The following is a 16763-nucleotide window of genomic DNA, read 5'->3' as shown; positions in this document are numbered from 1 at the left end:
AAAACTGAATCTGACTGATCGAGGGGATAAAGGTATGAGCAAAATTCAGGAGTTTAAAGTATTACATGAATCAAACGAGCTTTTATTGTTAGGAAACGCTTGGGACTTGTTTTCTGCATTGTCTCTGGAGAAAGCCGGATTCAAAGCTATCGGCACAACCAGTTGGGGAATAGCGAAAAGCTTGGGTTATCCGGATGGTGAAAAAATTGAATTTGACACAATACTAAATCGCATAAAAACGATATTGGATCATGTTAACATCCCTGTTTCTGCCGATATAGAGACGGGTTATGGAAAAGATGAGAAAACGATAGTCGAGAATGTATTGAAACTTGCGGATATAGGCGTTGCGGGGATCAATATAGAGGATTCTTGCAAGGATCAAGCAGGACTCAAAGCATTAAAAGAACAATGCGAGCTTTTATCGAAAATAAGAATGTCACTAGAGAAGAGTGGCTATAAAGATTTTTATATTAATGCAAGGACAGATACCTATTTGCTGAATATAGATCCGAGCAACGAAACGACGGTCCGGGCGCAAGCCTATGTGGAAAGTGGCGCAAGCGGAATTTTTGTTCCTGGATTGAGGGATGATAACGAAATCAAAGCGGCTGCAGTGCAAATTGCCGCTCCTCTAAACCTTATGTCTGCGCCAGGGCTTACAAGTTGCAAAAAGCTCCAGGAGCTTGGAGTAAAGCGTCTAAGTCTCGGGGGCGCCTTTTATCGGAAGCTTCAAACGTTATTGGACACGTGCGCGGCTCATATTTATGAATCTCAGGATACGTCTTTGCTATTCGATTGAATGCAGAAAGGATAGCTAAATGAACGAGCTTCTAATATGCTATCGAAATTCGATAACAGGTGGAATACAATCTTCAACCGTAGAACAACTGCTGGGCATAAAACCTGTAGCAATCGCCCCGTGGTCAAGTCCTGTTTGAGAGGAGGCGACCGAATAACAGCCTGGGTGGGACAGGCTCTATATGGTAGAAGAAGCCCCGGAAATGGGGCTTCTTCTTTCAAGGATTGGTTATTTTGTAGTATCGCCTTGGATTTATGCTTGAGTGAATCCAAGCAGTGCTTCGGTTCAGCTTTCAAATAAACAATTCAATTATACTGAATTTTTCTAAAGAACTAAATAAGCGTCAATTGAACTAACTGGTATCACTAGTTCAACAAACTCGAAATACGGATTAATCCCTTCCAAACATAGTGAAGCTAATAGAAAATAGCCTTGGGAGGGGTTTTGTTTTATGAAAATGACTGATATCTGAACGTTGTATGAGGCCGATAAACGCATTCTGGGTTTTAGTCCGCACACTTTGAAAGCGTATCTCCTTCAGATAAGGGTTTAGAGGTCAAGGGTTAGAGTTCAGGTTATGGTCTTTTTCTGTCCCCATTAGCGTTCGATCAGAGAATAAATTATCTTCTAAAATGTGGTATTATCATTTCATGCGTGTTTGAATTTTTTGACTGAAAAATCGAGAAGGTGAGGGTGAAAACAGCATATTATTATTGACTTTTCACAAGTGGAACTATATAGTCCTGAAATAATGATCTTAATCAAACTATCTGATACATACTTTAGTAACATCATATATTTGAGTCTTAATAGAAGTATAAATATTGAGATAACGGAGTATTTCGATGAAAAACATGAAAGATCTCATTCTTTATTCCCAAGATGAAGGAATAGCAAAAATCACTTTAAATCGTCCTGAAACCTTAAATGCTTTGAACTTAGAATTACTTCTAAGCCTATCTGAAACCTTAGATAAAGTTAAGGTAGATCAGAATGTAAAAGCTGTAATTATAACGGGAGCTGGAGAAAAAATATTTTCTGTAGGTGCGGATATTAAGCTATTACACTCATTAACTCCCCTTGAGGTAAGAGATCTAGCTAAACTTGCTGTCGAGATTACTCATAAAATAGAATCCTTGGGTAAAGTAGTAGTTGCTGCTATAAACGGCACAGCATTAGGAGGAGGACTTGAGATTGCCGAAGCCTGCATGCTGCGTATTGCAGCATCACATGCAGAGCTCGGACATCCTGAAGTTCGGATTGGTGCAGTAGCTGGTTTCGGTGGTACCACGCGCCTCCCACGATTAATCGGAAAGGGCCGAGCAGCAGAACTTTTACTAACTGGAAATTCTATCAACGCGGAACAAGCCTATAATATGGGACTAGTAAATAAAGTAGTTGAACCTGGGAAATTACTTATAGAAGCCGAAAATATAATTCGAGGGATTTTATCCCAATCACCTATGGCAGTAAAATTAACTTGGGAGGCTCTGCACCACGGCCTTAATCTAACATTAGAAGAGTCTGCCCAACTCGATGCGAATTACTTTGGTTTAGTCGCTTCCACAGAAGACTTCAAAATCGGTACGAAATCCTTCATAGATAAGACAACACCGGTGTATAGTAAAATCACAAATAAAGAACACGTCATACAAGTCGCTGCACAATTATTTTTGAAAAATGGCAATACATCAATGGATGAAGTGATGAAAATAAGTAAAGTTTCGAAATCAAATATTTACTACCACTTCAAAAACAAGGAAGAACTTCAATTAGCTGTTGTGAAGTATTGGACTATTTTATATGAAACCAGTCTGATAGAAGCTTTAAAGCAAGATTATCGACCTGTCAGAGAGCGTTTAAGCGATTTTACTGATTTACTTTTAGGTGGCGTGATAGAAAGAAATGGAGTTGGGACTTGTCCCTTCATTTCTTTGTACATCCAGTCTTCTGAACAATCTTCTGAAGTAAAGGATGCTATCACTCTTTTTTTCCGTGAAATAGAACCGATCGTCATTAAAATATTTAAACAAGGGAAGGATAATAATGAATTTAATAAAACTGTTCACCCTAGACAGATGGCATTATTATTCTTAAGCACATTAGAAGGTTCTCTTATTCTCGGAGAAATGATGAAGGACCCTTTACTTATTAAACAAACAATAGACAACTTCTTTCTTCTTCTTGATTAACATATTTCTCATCCACTCACCTTTATATAAGAGAAATAAAAAAACAGGCAATCCAGTCTGTTTTTTTTTGTATTCGGATTTTTTAGTGGAGACAAACTCAAAACATCTCACTTATAAATCGGAGAATATGGTGGTATTTTGCTAAAGACTTGATTTGTAGCAATATCTTAGTACAATGGTTTTATGACTACTCAAAAATCATTGAATAATGAGCACAGGATCAAAATGTTTCAAGCATTAGCTGATGAAACAAGATTGGAAATCATACGAGTTCTATACGCCAATAAGAAGGAGATGAATTGCGGAGAAGTTGGGGACATTTGCAATACTTCGAAGTCGAATACTTCGTATCATTTGCGTACTTTGAGGGAGGCGAAATTGATTAAGGTACGAAAAGAAGCTCAAACAAAGTATATGAGTATCGACATGGAGACGTTTGAATCTTATTTGCCGGGATTTCTTGATACGTTGTAGAAAGAAATTCTTTTTTTCTTCATTAGTTCAAAAGTTATTGAACAACGAAACTAGGATTGATAGGAGAAGATGAATCACATGAATAAGTTAACAGTTTTATTTTTTCTCATCATGTTTGTTATCGGTACGGATACATTTTTGATTTCTCCGCTCATCCCCACTCTTCAGAAATTGTTTCATATCCCGACCGAATATGCCGGTTGGATGGTCGGGGCATATGCGTTGGGATATGCCATATTTGCTCTGATAGCCGGACCGCTTTCCGATGGATGGGATCGCAAAAAAGTAATGTTTTCCGGCATGGTTTGCTTCTCGATTTCAACCATTTTATGCGGCTTTGCGACAGGATTTTGGACGATGTTTTTATTCCGTTTTTTGGCCGGAGTCAGCGCAGCATTCACAGCGCCGCAAGTCTGGGCCTCTATTCCTGCTCTGTTCCCTGCGGCAAAGACCGCCAAAGTATCAGGAATCGTAATGGCAGGCTTGGCTGCTTCCCAAGCGTTCGGCATACCGATTGGAAGCCTGCTTGCTGCAACCCATTGGTCGTATCCTTTTTTTACAATCGGTGCGTGCTCGTTGTTGGTGGCGATATTCATCCCCTATGCTTTGCCCGAAATGAAACCGAATCAAGACCAAAGAACCAAGCTTCCGATATTTAAAAGATACGTCCCGTTATTGACAAGCCGAATCGCGAGAAGATCTTTCCTGGCTCATTTCTTATTTCAATGTGGATTTTTTGCTGCCTTTTCTTTCATTGGAAAATGGATGACGGACCGCTTTCACCTTTCGGTTGATCAAGTGGGGTACGTAATGTTTTTTCTTGGTCTTGGAAATATGGTCGGGAGCATTAGCGGTGCTTATGTGATCAAAAGGTTGAACCGTTTCAATACGATGGTTGTGGGCTTTCTTGTCTCTATTGTATGTTTTATTGCTTTGCCTCACCTTCCATCGGTTTCGGCTTTTGAAGGTGTTTACTTTTTCATATTTGTTAACATGGGAATCGCATTTCCGCTGATATTGGGAATGCTGAATTCGTTAAATCCGACCATCCGTGGCACGATCTCAAGCTTAGCCAATTCGATCATGTACGCTGCGACAACACTCGGCTCTTGGTTTGCAGGCTTCATTTATGCGAATTTTAACGGTTTTTCCGCTGTAGCTATATTTGCGGCTATAAGCTTTGCCGGTTCGTTGTTAACATTTATATTAAGTGGTATTTTGACTACTCACTCAAAAACGAAAAAGGAACATGCATCATAAATGCATAGAAGAAATTCGAATGGATATTCTAAATCTTCCAAAATTCAACATCCTAAGTATTAGTGAGAATGAACACGATTTTCTAATACAAGTGGTGACGAACTCTCCACCTTCAGCTTGCCCTCATTGTGGATGCAATGCAAACCTCTATAAGCACGGTACCAGGGAACATGTTTGTATGGACTTACCTATTCACGGCAAGCATGTAGAGCTTCTTATAAAGCGTCAGAGGTATCGTTGTCGTGAATGCTCTCAAACCTTTTGGGAACGCTTGGACCACACGATTGACGCAAAGCGGAACTGTACAAAGCGTTTGTTATACTACGTAGAGAAGCAAAGCCTTAAGCGTACATTCGTCAGTATTTCAGAAGAAGTGGGGCTTAACGAAAAGACGATCCGCAATATCTTTCGCGATTACATTAACCACCTCGAAGAAACATTTCGGTTTGTGACACCTAATTGGCTTGGCATAGATGAAATTCATATAATCAAGCCTCGTTGCGTATTAACCAACATTGAAGAACGAATATTACTGGACATTCTTCCTAATCGAAATAAGGAAACAGTTGTTGGATATCTCTCACAACTTCCGAACAAAGGGCGAATACAGTATTTCACGATGGATATGTGGAAACCGTATAAAGACGCTGTGAAGGCTGTATTGCCAAAGGCTACTATCATCGTCGATAAGTTTCACGTTGTCTGTATGGCGAACCAAGCGTTAGAAACCATCCGTAAACAGATAAGAGAGGATTTATCACCAACGGAACGGCGTGGGCTCATGCACGACCGATTTATCCTTCTGAAACGCCATAAAGAGCTTACAGAGATGGATAAAATAACGCTTGATCTATGGACGAAGAATCACCCAACTCTCGGTATTGCGTATAACTTAAAGGAATCATTCTTCGATATTTGGGATTGCGATTCAAGACAAAAGGCATTCATCAAATATAACGATTGGAAAGCCAAAATACCGAAGGAACTCCAATCCGCTTTTGAGCCTCTTATAAAGGCCATGATGAATTGGGACGAAGAGATATTCGCTTACTTCGACCACCGCATTACTAACGCTTATACGGAGTCTCTGAAAAGCCTTATCCCTGTCATTAACCGTTTGGGTAGGGGCTATTCATTCGATGCCCTGCGAGCCAAAATTCTCTTTCAAAAGCGTATGGATGACTACGAACTCCGAGATTACAACTTCCCGATGTTCGATATTACGCCTCCTGTCGGTGTGGTTCGTGAGCGTGGCGAACAACTTCGTGGTATCTACATTTCTACCTTGATTGAAAAATTGGAGAAGGGCGAATTATAAGCCCTTTTCCACTATAATTTCCGAGTACCTTTTTTTCTGTGAAAAACGGTCATGACCGATTTGTTTAGTAATGTTCATCCCTAATAATTAGTAATTTTCCATCTCCTGCTTTCCGCTTCTCAGAGAAATTCCCCTCAAAGGTAAATGGAATAGTACAAATTTTTTGTCTAAAGGGGTATTGACTCCGGATTATTAGTACTATATATTTCTAATCATACACCAGGATTATCCATAACCCATTTTTTATAGCCTTAAATAGTACTGAGTGTTTCTAAAACACCGAGAGTTCTCGATACTTATCAAGTGAAAAATTTTATAAGAAGAGGTGATTTTATATTCGAGATTAAATTAGTACCGTTTAGTTCCTGTATCCTTACAGAAGAATGGGGAGATGTATTATGTCACACAATGATGTCGTTCTTTATTCGATTAAAAATAGTATTGCAACCATTGCGCTAAATAGACCTGAATCATTAAATGCTTTAAACCGAGAAATGCTTGAAAAGCTTTCAGTTGCATTAGAAAAAGCAAAAAAAGACCAAGAAGTAAAGGCGGTTATTATAACAGGTACAGGAGAAAAAGTATTTTCTGCTGGTGCTGATATTAAATTCCTTAATTCCGCTACCCCTCTTGAGGTAAGAGATTTTGCAAAACTAGCTGTTGAAGTCACTAGTAAAATTGAATCCTTAGGTAAGGTAGTAGTAGCTGCCCTTAACGGATCTGCATTAGGTGGCGGTCTTGAAATAGCCGAATCTTGTATGCTTAGAATTGCTGTCAACCATGCTAGAATTGGTCATCCTGAAGTTCGTATTGGTGCGGTAGCTGGATTTGGCGGAACTACTCGATTACCAAGATTAGTGGGAAAAGGTCGTGCTGCTGAGTTATTACTAACAGGAAACTCTATAAGTGCAGAAGAGGCATATACGTTCGGTCTTATAAATAGGGTGGTGGAACCTGAGAATTTATTACCTGAAGCCGAGAACTTATTACAAGAAATCTTAGCTCAATCACCAATAGCCGTTACACTAACGTGGGAAGCCCTTCACCGCGGGCTAAATGTAACACTAGAAGAATCTGCACACCTCGGGGCCGATTTTTTTGGATTAATTGCATCAACAGAAGACTATAGAACGGGAACAAAAGCTTTTATTGAAAAAACCAAACCGGAATATAAAGGGAGATAGAATAGTAACGAATAATAAAAGTTAGAAAATTGAGAAGAAAACGCTCATCAGTGAGTGTTTTCTTCATTATAATAACGATTCGTCTAAAAGGAGAGAATTGGATGCCAAGAGTAAAAAGAATGTACATTAACGGTGAATGGATTGAGGCAAAATCAAACAAAACAATAAACATATATAATCCCGCTGCAAGAGAAGTTGTAGGTGAAATAACTTTTGGAGGTCGAGAAGAAACACGAAGAGCAATTGAATCTGCAAACGATGCATTCAAAGAATGGGCAACTGCTACCGCAAAAGTACGTGCAAAATACTTATCAAAACTAGGTACTTTAATTGCTGAAAATCGTGATGAGCTGGCAACAATCATGGCGTCAGAAATGGGTAAGCCTATTAAAGAAGGAGTCGTCGAAGTATTAAGTGCTGCAGACAATTTCAATTGGTACGCTGAAGAAGCAAAGAGGGTGTATGGTGAAACAATACCTTCCACCTTCGCAAACAAAAGGTTACATGTGGTTAAGGCTCCAGTTGGTGTTACAGCGGCTATAACTCCTTGGAATTTTCCAATTAGTATGGTTGCAAGAAAACTTGCACCGGCTCTTGCTGCAGGATGTACTGTCATTTTAAAACCTTCTGAGCTATCACCATTAAGTGCAATCCGCATATTTGAGCTCATAGAGGAGGCTGGATTTCCTAAAGGTGTTGCAAACGTTGTACTAGGTGAACCAACAGAGGTTGGAAAAGAATTTATGGAAAACAAAATGGTAAAAAAGATAACTTTTACAGGATCTACAAGAGTCGGAAAGTTGCTATATCAACAAGCTGCTAATCAAGTTAAACGCGTTTCTTTAGAGCTTGGAGGTCATGCACCATTTATCGTTTTTGAGGATGCAAATATTGATTTAGCCGTAAAAGGTTTAGTAGAAAGCAAATTCCTCAATGCAGGACAAACTTGTATCAGTACAAATCGACTTTATGTTCATGAGAGTATTGCTGATGAGTTCACGAAAAAACTGGTTACACGAATTGAGAGGATCGTTGTTGGGGATGGTCGTAATGCTGAAACGGAAATTGGACCTTTAGTAAACGAAGCCGGATTAAATAAAGTATTAAATCAAATCGAAGACGCAAAGCAAAAAGGAGCTTCCATCATAATTGGTGGACACCGTTTAACAGGTGAGGATTATGATGATGGCTACTTTTGCGCCCCTACTGTTCTAGCGGACGTAAGCTCAAAAATGAAAATTTTTACAGAAGAAACATTTGGTCCTGTCGTTCCAATTGTTACGTTTACAGATGATGAAGAAGTTATTAACATGGCAAATAACAGTGATTATGGGTTAGCAGCTTATATTTTTTCACAAAATGTTAAACGATGCTTAACCTTTCCAGAAAAATTAGAATATGGGATTATTGGTGTCAACGATTCTGTTCCTCCGCAAACACAAGCACCATTTGGCGGAATAAAAAATAGTGGTCTCGGACGTGAAGGCGGAAAATGGGGGATTGAAGGATTCCTCGAAACAAAATTAGTTTCTTATGGAGTATAAAAGAGTAAGAATTAACATTTGCAGTTGAGAGTTTACACATGTATGGGTGAAACAACGTATTATTGAATCTCTTGATAAATGATCGCTCTGTGCTCGCCAAAACATCATTGTTGGGACCAGCACCGGGGCAGACCGAGAGGACGGAGCGAAGTTGAAGTTGAAATTGAGTCGGTGTCATGCGATTTCTCAACTAACGAAGTCGAGTTAGCTTAATAAAACAGCGGCAATACTCCATCACAGAATACGGTAAAGGTATGGTAACCATTTTGCAGGCGCTAAATGTTTGGGGAGTAGCTCATGTCGAGCATTTAAATGAGTTATACGGTAAGAATCAATCAGTGGAACCGTACACAAATGATGCAATGGATAAATAGATTACGCTAACGGGTACACTAGTTCAACAAATTAGTTCGAAAATACGTATTAATCCCTCCCAAACATAGTGAAGCAAATAGTAATTTTCCTTGGGAGGGGTTTTGTTTTATGAAAGTGACTGATATCTGGACGTTGTATGAGGCCAATAAACGAATTCTGGGTTTTAGTCCGCACACTTTAAAAGCGTATTCCCTTCAGTTTAAGGTACTAACTCGCGAGATTGGCAACTTAAATATCGGAGAAGTGACATTGGACTTGCTGAAAGAATACTTAGCAAAGCAGTCGGAACGGTTAAAGCCAAGTAGCTTCGGACATCGTATTCGGTTTATACGATCCCTGTTTCGTTTTGCATTTGAAGAAGGACATATTATTAAAAATCCTACGGCTAAGTTAAGAGAACCAAAACTAGAAAAGTTCATAAATGAAGCACATGATATCTAAATTTCAGGAATATAACAAAGTGAAAATTCGACGACATCATACCAAACATGAATTACATTTTTGCCACTATGCAATGATTCAACCCACATATATAATGAAATCAAACCGATCGGTCTCAAAACTCACAACGAACGATCTTTTCCAACGGAGGCAAACAGATTCATGGCTAATCGTAAGGGAGAACACACTAAAGCGCTGATCGTGCAAAAGGCATCGAAGCTGTTTAACAGCCAAGGCTACATGGCATCCTCCATATCCGGCATCATGCACGAAACCGGCTTGAAAAAAGGGGGGATCTACAATCATTTCGAAAGCAAGGAAGAGCTGATGCTGAGCGCTTTTTCCTATTCCATCGAGATGATGGGTCACTTTTTTTCTGAAGCGCTGGCGGGCAAAAAAGGATGTATGGAACGGCTGCTTTCGATCGCCTCTGTCTTTAAACGGCATTCCAAAAATGAGTTGCTGCCTGGTGGATGTCCACTTATGAACGCAGCGATTGAGGCGGATGATGCAGACCCAATCCTACGGGAAAAAGTCTGTGCGGCGATGGACGAACTTTTCGAGCTGATCGCTAGGTTTGTCCGCTTGGGTATCGAGATGGGGGAGGTTCGGAAAGGCGCCGATCCCGAGTTCGTCGCGACCATCATGATTTCCACGCTGGAAGGGGCACTGATGTTGAGCAAGCTTTACGGCAATCAGGTGCACATGGAACGCGCTATGCAGCATGTACAATTCTTTTTGACAGCAGAATTAGGTTTGCCCAGCAAAAATTAGAAGAAGCCGAAAGCGGCCTTTTTTCTATACAAAAAACAGACCGATCGGTCTTGTAAATCATTTTCTGGAGGTAATATTATGAAATCTGGCAATGATGCAGTCATTGTAGATGCTGTCCGTTCACCGATGGGGAAAAAGAATGGGACGTTGAGTCATATACGTCCTGATGAGCTTGCCGCACAAGTGTTGCAGCGATTGGTCGAGCGCAATCACTTGGACCCTTCGCTTGTGGGGGACGTCAAGATGGGGTGTGTAACACAGGTCGGGGAACAGGGCGGAAACATTGCACGATTAGCTTTGCTGCTCGCAGGTTTTCCGGTTGAGGTCTGCGGCGTCACGTCCAACCGGGCATGCGGTTCCAGCCTGGAAACGCTCAATCAGGCCGCTCACGAAATCATGGCTGGGATGAGCGATGTAGTCATTGCAGCGGGCGTTGAAAGCATGAATCGGGTCAAGATGGGCAGCGATGTCAAGGCTTGGAACCCGAAGCTGTCCGATCGGTATGAGATGATCCCCCAAGGCATTTCGGCTGAGCGAATCGCGCAGAAATGGGGACTTTCACGTCTGGACTTGGATGCGTACTCCTTGAGGAGCCATGAAAAGGCGTTAAAAGCCCAGGCCGCCAACCGATTTGTCGATGAGATCGTACCGGTGCGCGTTCCATATCTAGAGAGCACAATGATTGATTTTCAGGTAGATGAAACCCCGCGCGTGACATCGCTTGAAAAAATGGCAGCGCTGCAACCGGCTTTTCTTTCGGACGGGATCATCACAGCAGGAAATGCAAGCCCGATTAACGATGGTGCATCTGCGGTACTCCTGATGTCCCGGCAAAAGGCGGAGCAATTGGGTTACAAACCGCGGGCCCGGATTGTGGCCACTGCGGTTGCCGGAGTCGACCCGACGATCATGTTAACCGGCGTGATTCCCGCCACCCAAAAAGTGATGAAAAAGGCGAATCTAGCGCTTAATGATATCGACCTATTTGAAGTGAATGAGGCGTTTGCTTCCGTCGTCTTGGCGTGGGAAAAGGAGATCAAGCCTGATCCTGACAAGGTGAACGTCAATGGCGGGGCCATCGCCATCGGCCATCCGTTGGGTGCGAGCGGAGCGCGTCTGATCACGACGCTGCTGCATGAGCTGGAAAAACGTGAGGCGCGGTACGGTTTGGCCACTCTCTGTATTATGCACGGAATGGCAGTCGCTACGATCATTGAACGTGAGGCATGAGTAGTTGGGCAAATCGCTTTAACGGATGATGATCAGCAGACTCGCAACGAACATCATCAGGCCAGCCAGATGGTCGATGAGCGTCTTGGCAGAGGAAAACGCGAATGCTTTTCTCGCCACTTCTGCCGATGGGGTAGCGTGACATCTGCGACATAGGTAACACAGGTACACCAGCTGACATAATCCCGTCTAGAATGTCTTGTCTCTCGAATTACCTCACTTGACCAGAATTCTTTTTTGAATCTTGGGCAAGTGAGGTAATTATATTTCGTTCAAATCATTGGAAAATAATCTAAGGAACCTTGCTGACCCTTTTAGGTAGTTTAGTTTTTTTTCTGGATAAACAGAATGTGAGCAGAATAATAATGGCCAAGAAACCAGCCAGTGCATAGATGCTGAGAAGAAATGAATTGGCATAATTTTACTTGTTTGCAAGTGAAATGCTTTCAGCAAACAAGTGTTTTACTTCAGGAGCAGTTGTATTCGATTGGCAAATGGCCGGAACGTCAGTCGGATCGCTGGAATGTGCGTATTCCGAATAATACGATTCCGGAAGCAGAGCCAATGTTGCTTTTTCGGATTTTGGCAAGTATCGTATTCGCCAACGGAGCGGCTATGAACCCTTGACCAAGTCCTATCATGCTGAATGCGGGAATCCATTCATATCCGACAATGGAAGTTCCCGTCTTTTGGACGAAATAATCAAGAGTCAAATAACCGATTACGGTGAGCATCGCACCGAAGGCTAGAGGTGCAATTTATGATGGTTAGGAACAAAATAATGTTAATCGTTTCACAGTATAAGGCTCTTATGAAGATGAAGAGGCAAAATTTAATCAGATTTAACGTTATGTAAACTGAATAGTAAAAGTGTTGATCTCAGTTCATAAAAGAGCCATTTCATGAACTGAAAGTAATTTTGAGAAAACCTCAATCGTCAGGGATGTGTTTTGAAACGTCTCAGGTAACTGAGGTTTTTTCATTTGGTGAATTATTATCGTTAAAAATTGTGTTAATACCTAACTAGTAGCTAAGCTAATGATCATGTGTCAAATCTTTACGTGCTTGATCAATGCTAAATTTTGTGACACAAACAAGGTTACCAAAATCTCGGTTTAGTATACTTGTTTGCGTCACAAAACAATGAAGTATACATGTTTGTGTCACTCGACACTTCACCAATCTAGTTATGATTTGGGTTTATCGAACCATAAGTAAAAAGGCCTTACTTACTTCAGAAATTACCTCCTGAGAGAGATATTTTGTCACAGGAGAGAAGTGCGCTGATCTGATAGCTGCAATTAGTCTGTAAGTCTTGTTGAGCGTTTGAGAAGAAAAGTTCTTTGCTTTCAACTATTCCGAAAAGGACACTTTTCTGATTAGTTGGTTTTCTGATCGAGTCATCTCGAGTCATCGCCGGCGTTTCGATACTAGACCCTCATAAGCACTTACTTAAATTAATATATAGCATATTTTACATTCGGTATTTAAGGTTCAGTAATAAAAGTAAAGAAGTATTTTTGTGTCGCTGTACTCTTCCACAGCAGGGGTTTACTTAGACTTAATCACAAACTAGAAACAATTACCATTATTATACATAATGGTAATTGTTGAAAAATAGGGCGTGGCGGAAACAAAAGATTAACTCGATGTTAGAATCCTCCCAGATCAGCAGAATCAAAAGGATTTATTTTAACTTAAATGAAGCCTTCATTGCTATTTAAAGAAACAATAAACATCCCGGGTGATCATAGCGGATAAGACACACTAGAGCTTCCTGTTACCACATGATCGTAGAGAGTTTGAAATACAAAACGTGCTGCGGAAAATTACTTTAGCAGACCAACTCTTTTTTCTATATGAGGAGATGGTCCTGTGATTTATTTTATCACCGCGCTAAGAACGTCTAATACTTCTTATTCTTGTATTAACTGATGCACGGTGTCAGCAAATACTACCGAGTTGCATAAGTATACAATCTTAAAAAGTGAAGGTTTTTCATGGGGATTATTTTTTCCGAGTAATTATGTCAAATACTGAAAATAGGGCGGCATTTGTAAATTGAGTCCGGTTAAATATGTCATTTAGCTATCTATTTTATTGGCTCCTACAGTCAATATGTCCGATTAATTATGTCTTATCACAACGAGGAAACTGTACATGGCGAGGGAACGAAAGATTGATAAACAAAACAGCCGTCTATTGAGGTGGCTGTTTTGTATGTCTGTGACAAACCGGAATACCAGAAAAAGGAAATTTGCGAATGGGTAGGTGATTCCGTTAAAATAGTTTTGTATATTTTAACAAATCCTTACGATGTGCATAGCTACACATTGAGGTGAATAGAAGATGAAGTATGTAGATGCGAACAACCAATGGACATCAGAGTTTTTGACATACATTCAGAATTCCGCCAGATCATCCATCAAGCTGACTCTCTCCAAAGAACAGACGCGAATGACGGATAGCAAGGTTGGCGGCAAGCCGTGGCTGCCACCGATGGTTCAGATTCCAAAGGATGAGGATGGAACTGATTATTTGTTTATAGCACAAATAAATTGGGCGCAAATGCCACCATTGGAGGACTTCCCTTCACGTGGATTGACCAGTTTTTTTGTGAAGCAGGATGATGTCTTTGGCGTGCTCGACCAATCCTTTCATGTCTTTCATTTTGAAGAAGTGACCGACTCGCCAGATATCGATCCGTTTCAGCCAGAAGACCCTGAGTTGTATAGTCCGGTTCTGGGTGGTCCTTACAAGCTATGCGGGAAACTGGAGACGCAGCTGATCCCTTATAAGAATTGCCTGTCGGACAATTTTCAACTCCCTCCTGATCAAGACGAAGCTGCTTACTCAAAATATTGGGATCTATCTGATGCCAGTGGATCACGAATTGGCGGCTATCCATACTTCACGCAAGATGATCCGAGAGCAAGTGATTCGGTCCTCCTCTTTCAGCTGGATATGGAAGGCGACCACAAAGATTATTATGTTTCATGGGGAGATAGTGGTGTAGCCAACTTCTTCATACGCCAGGAAGACTTGGTTCGCCTGGATTTCTCAAACGTAGAATACACCTGGGATTGTCTATAAAAAGGAAAAGAAGATGAAAGAACGAGGTGTAGGGGAAATGGAACTGATACAAGATGTTCAGATGCTGATCAAAGCATCGAATCATACGCGATTGAAATATGTATTCTTTTGGGGCAACACCAAAAAGAACACGGATGTGATCGATAAAACCTGCTTCAGCCAATGGTATCCTGCTGCTTTTGTTGAGGACGATACGACGTACCGCACGGCTGAGCATTATATGATGGCGAAAAAAGCGGAGCTGTTCGGTGATCTTACCATCCGCGATGAGATATTGAAAGCTGGTCATCCGAAACAAGCCAAGGTACTTGGTCGTCGGGTTCATTCATTTCATGAGCGTGTTTGGGATGAAAACAAGACGTCGATAGTACGTCAGGCAAATCTGTTAAAATTCAGCCAGCATCCTGAATTGCTGGAATATCTTTTGGGAACAGGAGATCGGATCATCGTAGAAGCGAGCCCCTATGATCGCGTATGGGGCATCGGAATGGCTCAAGATCACCCACACGCTGAGCAGCCAGAACGGTGGCGAGGTGAAAACCTTCTGGGCTTTGCCCTGATGGCCGTAAGAGCGCAGCTGCGCACACGAGCTTAATGCAAAAAGTATAAGTGTGCGAGAGCAGGGTGGCAGCTGCTTCTGACGGATGCCAAGTTTGAATCTATTTGCTCAAAATATAATCAGTCATAACGACGCTTTCCCATTTGGGAGCACCCTTTGGACTCGTATTGCTATAAAGGGAGATGGAGCTGGCAGGATCGAGAACGGCCTTTAGTTCGAAATTCATTTCTTTTGGCTGACCATACTCTTTGTATAGCTGCTGGTAACGAGGATCGCCATTTGCCTTTGCTTCTTTAATGTAATCAACGGTGTCAGGATCTTTCTCATAGTTTTTGTATATCAACTTATACGCAAAAGTTGCTTCAACACTCCCGTTCACTGTTGTCTCCTGATAATCTGTCATTTGGTATTCCAGGAGCTGATAGTACGGAGAAAATGCTTTTTGGCATTCTGTCTCCAAATAATTGGAGATTTTTTTCTGACTTTCTGATTGATTCTGTTTACCAGTGCTTTCTGAATCGTTTTGTTGCTCTGTCGGATGTTGTACTACCTGGGTCTGAGTGGTTGGCGTTTCAGCTTCTTGATTGGTTACAGAACTACAAGCACTTGTGCCAAAGAGCAAGAGTATGGCACATATGCTTGTTATGCTTTTTTTCATGTGGGATCACCTCTTCTAGTTATCATATACAATTTTTGTCATTTTTTCATTCATTCCCATTCATTCATTCATGAATACTACTTTCTGTAGATGTGTATTGAATCTCGCAAGCGCTGCGTGATAGGATTTGGGAAACGTGAGTAGATGATAGAAACGGGAGGGTCGTTGCCATGCACTATTTTGGACAATTTGAGTCGCGCGAGTTCATACCGGATTTTTTATCAGGGAAACGGCATCCTGCAGATGATCCTTCCTGGCAAACATCGGGTGCAGCGGATCAGAATGAATATGCGCGGTGGTGTTCCCATATTTGCGGAATGGCATGTCTGAAAATGCTGCTTGCACAGTGGCGCAATATCACGATTCCTACGATTGAGCTGACCAAGCGGTGCCAAGAATACGGAGGATACACAATCACCGAGGACGGTTCTATTAAGGGCTTGATTTATCGCCCATTCGTTACTTATATCGGAGAGAAGTTTTCCCTTCACGCTGAGGTAAAGGAGCATACGCCAATCGAAGAAATATACGACTTGCTCGGTCATGGCTATGTGTATCTCGCTTCTGTTCATCCCAGTATCCGTACTCCAGAGGTGACGCCACCAAAGCAAGGGGGACATCTTGTGTACGTATTTGACAAGGATGACCGTCAGCGGGAAGTCATTTTTCACAATCCTTCCGGACATACAGCCGCTAGTCAGGAAAATGTTCATGCAAGTCTTGAAGACTTTTCACGTTTTTATGCCAACCGTGGAGTATTAATCAAGGTTTCTTAAAAGGTAGCCAAGTTATTTTATAAGCCTGTCGAACACTTCGCCTTTCGTGTTTGAACAGGCTTATTCTATGCAAATTCAGCTTG

General features: G+C 41.4%; 16 protein-coding genes. 14 read left to right on the top strand and 2 right to left on the bottom strand.

The window, feature by feature from the left end; all coding sequences use genetic code 11:
- Window positions 1-34 precede the first annotated feature (34 nt).
- From ADS79_RS17815 to ADS79_RS17770, 10 genes are all read left to right on the top strand, one after another.
- Window positions 35-802, top strand: a complete 768-nt coding sequence (locus ADS79_RS17815; protein ID WP_049739750.1) for an isocitrate lyase/PEP mutase family protein — start codon at window positions 35-37, stop codon at window positions 800-802.
- An 845-nt stretch (window positions 803-1647) separates the two neighbouring features.
- Window positions 1648-2994, top strand: coding sequence for an enoyl-CoA hydratase-related protein (locus tag ADS79_RS36485; protein WP_084765980.1), 1347 nt, complete (start codon window positions 1648-1650; stop codon window positions 2992-2994).
- Between the two features lie 183 nt (window positions 2995-3177).
- The gene (locus ADS79_RS17805; protein WP_049739749.1) at window positions 3178-3468 is read left to right on the top strand and encodes an ArsR/SmtB family transcription factor; all 291 of its coding nucleotides are present in this window, start codon (window positions 3178-3180) and stop codon (window positions 3466-3468) included.
- 78 nt (window positions 3469-3546) lie between these two features.
- Complete coding sequence (locus ADS79_RS17800) at window positions 3547-4728, top strand: MFS transporter (RefSeq protein ID WP_049739748.1); 1182 nt, start codon at window positions 3547-3549, stop codon at window positions 4726-4728.
- Between the two features lie 19 nt (window positions 4729-4747).
- Entirely contained in the window at window positions 4748-6046 is a 1299-nt protein-coding gene (locus ADS79_RS17795; protein ID WP_049739747.1) for an ISL3 family transposase, read from the top strand.
- A 398-nt stretch (window positions 6047-6444) separates the two neighbouring features.
- Window positions 6445-7230 (top strand): enoyl-CoA hydratase/isomerase family protein, encoded by a 786-nt coding sequence (locus ADS79_RS17790; protein ID WP_049739746.1) that lies wholly within the window; start codon window positions 6445-6447, stop codon window positions 7228-7230.
- A 101-nt stretch (window positions 7231-7331) separates the two neighbouring features.
- Complete coding sequence (locus ADS79_RS17785; protein ID WP_049739745.1) at window positions 7332-8774, top strand: NAD-dependent succinate-semialdehyde dehydrogenase; 1443 nt, start codon at window positions 7332-7334, stop codon at window positions 8772-8774.
- Window positions 8775-9257: 483 nt separating this feature from the next.
- Entirely contained in the window at window positions 9258-9590 is a 333-nt protein-coding gene (locus ADS79_RS36195; RefSeq protein WP_049739744.1) for a site-specific integrase, read from the top strand.
- A gap of 162 nt (window positions 9591-9752) precedes the next feature.
- Window positions 9753-10364 (top strand): TetR/AcrR family transcriptional regulator, encoded by a 612-nt coding sequence (locus ADS79_RS17775; protein WP_049739743.1) that lies wholly within the window; start codon window positions 9753-9755, stop codon window positions 10362-10364.
- A gap of 78 nt (window positions 10365-10442) precedes the next feature.
- Window positions 10443-11594 (top strand): thiolase family protein, encoded by a 1152-nt coding sequence (locus tag ADS79_RS17770; RefSeq protein ID WP_049739742.1) that lies wholly within the window; start codon window positions 10443-10445, stop codon window positions 11592-11594.
- 18 nt (window positions 11595-11612) lie between these two features.
- On the opposite strand, the gene ADS79_RS35345 is transcribed toward ADS79_RS17770, so the two are convergent.
- Window positions 11613-11765 carry a hypothetical protein gene (locus ADS79_RS35345; protein ID WP_161807304.1) on the bottom strand — a complete coding sequence of 51 codons (153 nt, stop codon included), beginning with the start codon at window positions 11763-11765 and terminating at the stop codon, window positions 11613-11615.
- 234 nt (window positions 11766-11999) lie between these two features.
- On the opposite strand from ADS79_RS35345, the gene ADS79_RS17765 reads away from it, so the two are divergent.
- From ADS79_RS17765 to ADS79_RS17755, 3 genes are all read left to right on the top strand, one after another.
- Window positions 12000-12221: a hypothetical protein gene (locus ADS79_RS17765; RefSeq protein WP_049739741.1), complete on the top strand. Its 222-nt coding sequence runs from the start codon at window positions 12000-12002 to the stop codon at window positions 12219-12221.
- Window positions 12222-13943: 1722 nt separating this feature from the next.
- Entirely contained in the window at window positions 13944-14687 is a 744-nt protein-coding gene (locus tag ADS79_RS17760; protein WP_049739740.1) for a YwqG family protein, read from the top strand.
- A gap of 37 nt (window positions 14688-14724) precedes the next feature.
- Window positions 14725-15282, top strand: coding sequence for an NADAR family protein (locus ADS79_RS17755; RefSeq protein WP_049741043.1), 558 nt, complete (start codon window positions 14725-14727; stop codon window positions 15280-15282).
- A gap of 64 nt (window positions 15283-15346) precedes the next feature.
- On the opposite strand, the gene ADS79_RS17750 is transcribed toward ADS79_RS17755, so the two are convergent.
- Window positions 15347-15904, bottom strand: coding sequence for a hypothetical protein (locus ADS79_RS17750; protein WP_049739739.1), 558 nt, complete (start codon window positions 15902-15904; stop codon window positions 15347-15349).
- A gap of 170 nt (window positions 15905-16074) precedes the next feature.
- Between ADS79_RS17750 and ADS79_RS17745 the strand changes: the two genes are divergently transcribed.
- The gene (locus ADS79_RS17745; protein WP_049739738.1) at window positions 16075-16680 is read left to right on the top strand and encodes a C39 family peptidase; all 606 of its coding nucleotides are present in this window, start codon (window positions 16075-16077) and stop codon (window positions 16678-16680) included.
- Window positions 16681-16763: the final 83 nt, after the last annotated feature.

This window comes from Brevibacillus reuszeri (assembly GCF_001187725.1).
Classification (GTDB): domain Bacteria; phylum Bacillota; class Bacilli; order Brevibacillales; family Brevibacillaceae; genus Brevibacillus; species Brevibacillus reuszeri.
Note: the sequence above shows the minus strand (reverse complement) of the source record. Positions and strands in the feature narration are given on the sequence as shown.

Coding starts and splice junctions, on each gene's coding strand:
- ADS79_RS36195 (WP_049739744.1), top strand. CDS start 9,258: ATGAAAGTGACTGATATCTGGACGTTGTATGAGGCCAATAAACGAATT.
- ADS79_RS17765 (WP_049739741.1), top strand. CDS start 12,000: ATGAATTGGCATAATTTTACTTGTTTGCAAGTGAAATGCTTTCAGCAA.
- ADS79_RS17775 (WP_049739743.1), top strand. CDS start 9,753: ATGGCTAATCGTAAGGGAGAACACACTAAAGCGCTGATCGTGCAAAAG.
- ADS79_RS17770 (WP_049739742.1), top strand. CDS start 10,443: ATGAAATCTGGCAATGATGCAGTCATTGTAGATGCTGTCCGTTCACCG.
- ADS79_RS36485 (WP_084765980.1), top strand. CDS start 1,648: ATGAAAAACATGAAAGATCTCATTCTTTATTCCCAAGATGAAGGAATA.
- ADS79_RS17805 (WP_049739749.1), top strand. CDS start 3,178: ATGACTACTCAAAAATCATTGAATAATGAGCACAGGATCAAAATGTTT.
- ADS79_RS17800 (WP_049739748.1), top strand. CDS start 3,547: ATGAATAAGTTAACAGTTTTATTTTTTCTCATCATGTTTGTTATCGGT.
- ADS79_RS17760 (WP_049739740.1), top strand. CDS start 13,944: ATGAAGTATGTAGATGCGAACAACCAATGGACATCAGAGTTTTTGACA.
- ADS79_RS17755 (WP_049741043.1), top strand. CDS start 14,725: ATGGAACTGATACAAGATGTTCAGATGCTGATCAAAGCATCGAATCAT.
- ADS79_RS17785 (WP_049739745.1), top strand. CDS start 7,332: ATGCCAAGAGTAAAAAGAATGTACATTAACGGTGAATGGATTGAGGCA.
- ADS79_RS17795 (WP_049739747.1), top strand. CDS start 4,748: ATGGATATTCTAAATCTTCCAAAATTCAACATCCTAAGTATTAGTGAG.
- ADS79_RS17750 (WP_049739739.1), bottom strand. CDS start 15,904: ATGAAAAAAAGCATAACAAGCATATGTGCCATACTCTTGCTCTTTGGC.
- ADS79_RS17790 (WP_049739746.1), top strand. CDS start 6,445: ATGTCACACAATGATGTCGTTCTTTATTCGATTAAAAATAGTATTGCA.
- ADS79_RS17745 (WP_049739738.1), top strand. CDS start 16,075: ATGCACTATTTTGGACAATTTGAGTCGCGCGAGTTCATACCGGATTTT.
- ADS79_RS17815 (WP_049739750.1), top strand. CDS start 35: ATGAGCAAAATTCAGGAGTTTAAAGTATTACATGAATCAAACGAGCTT.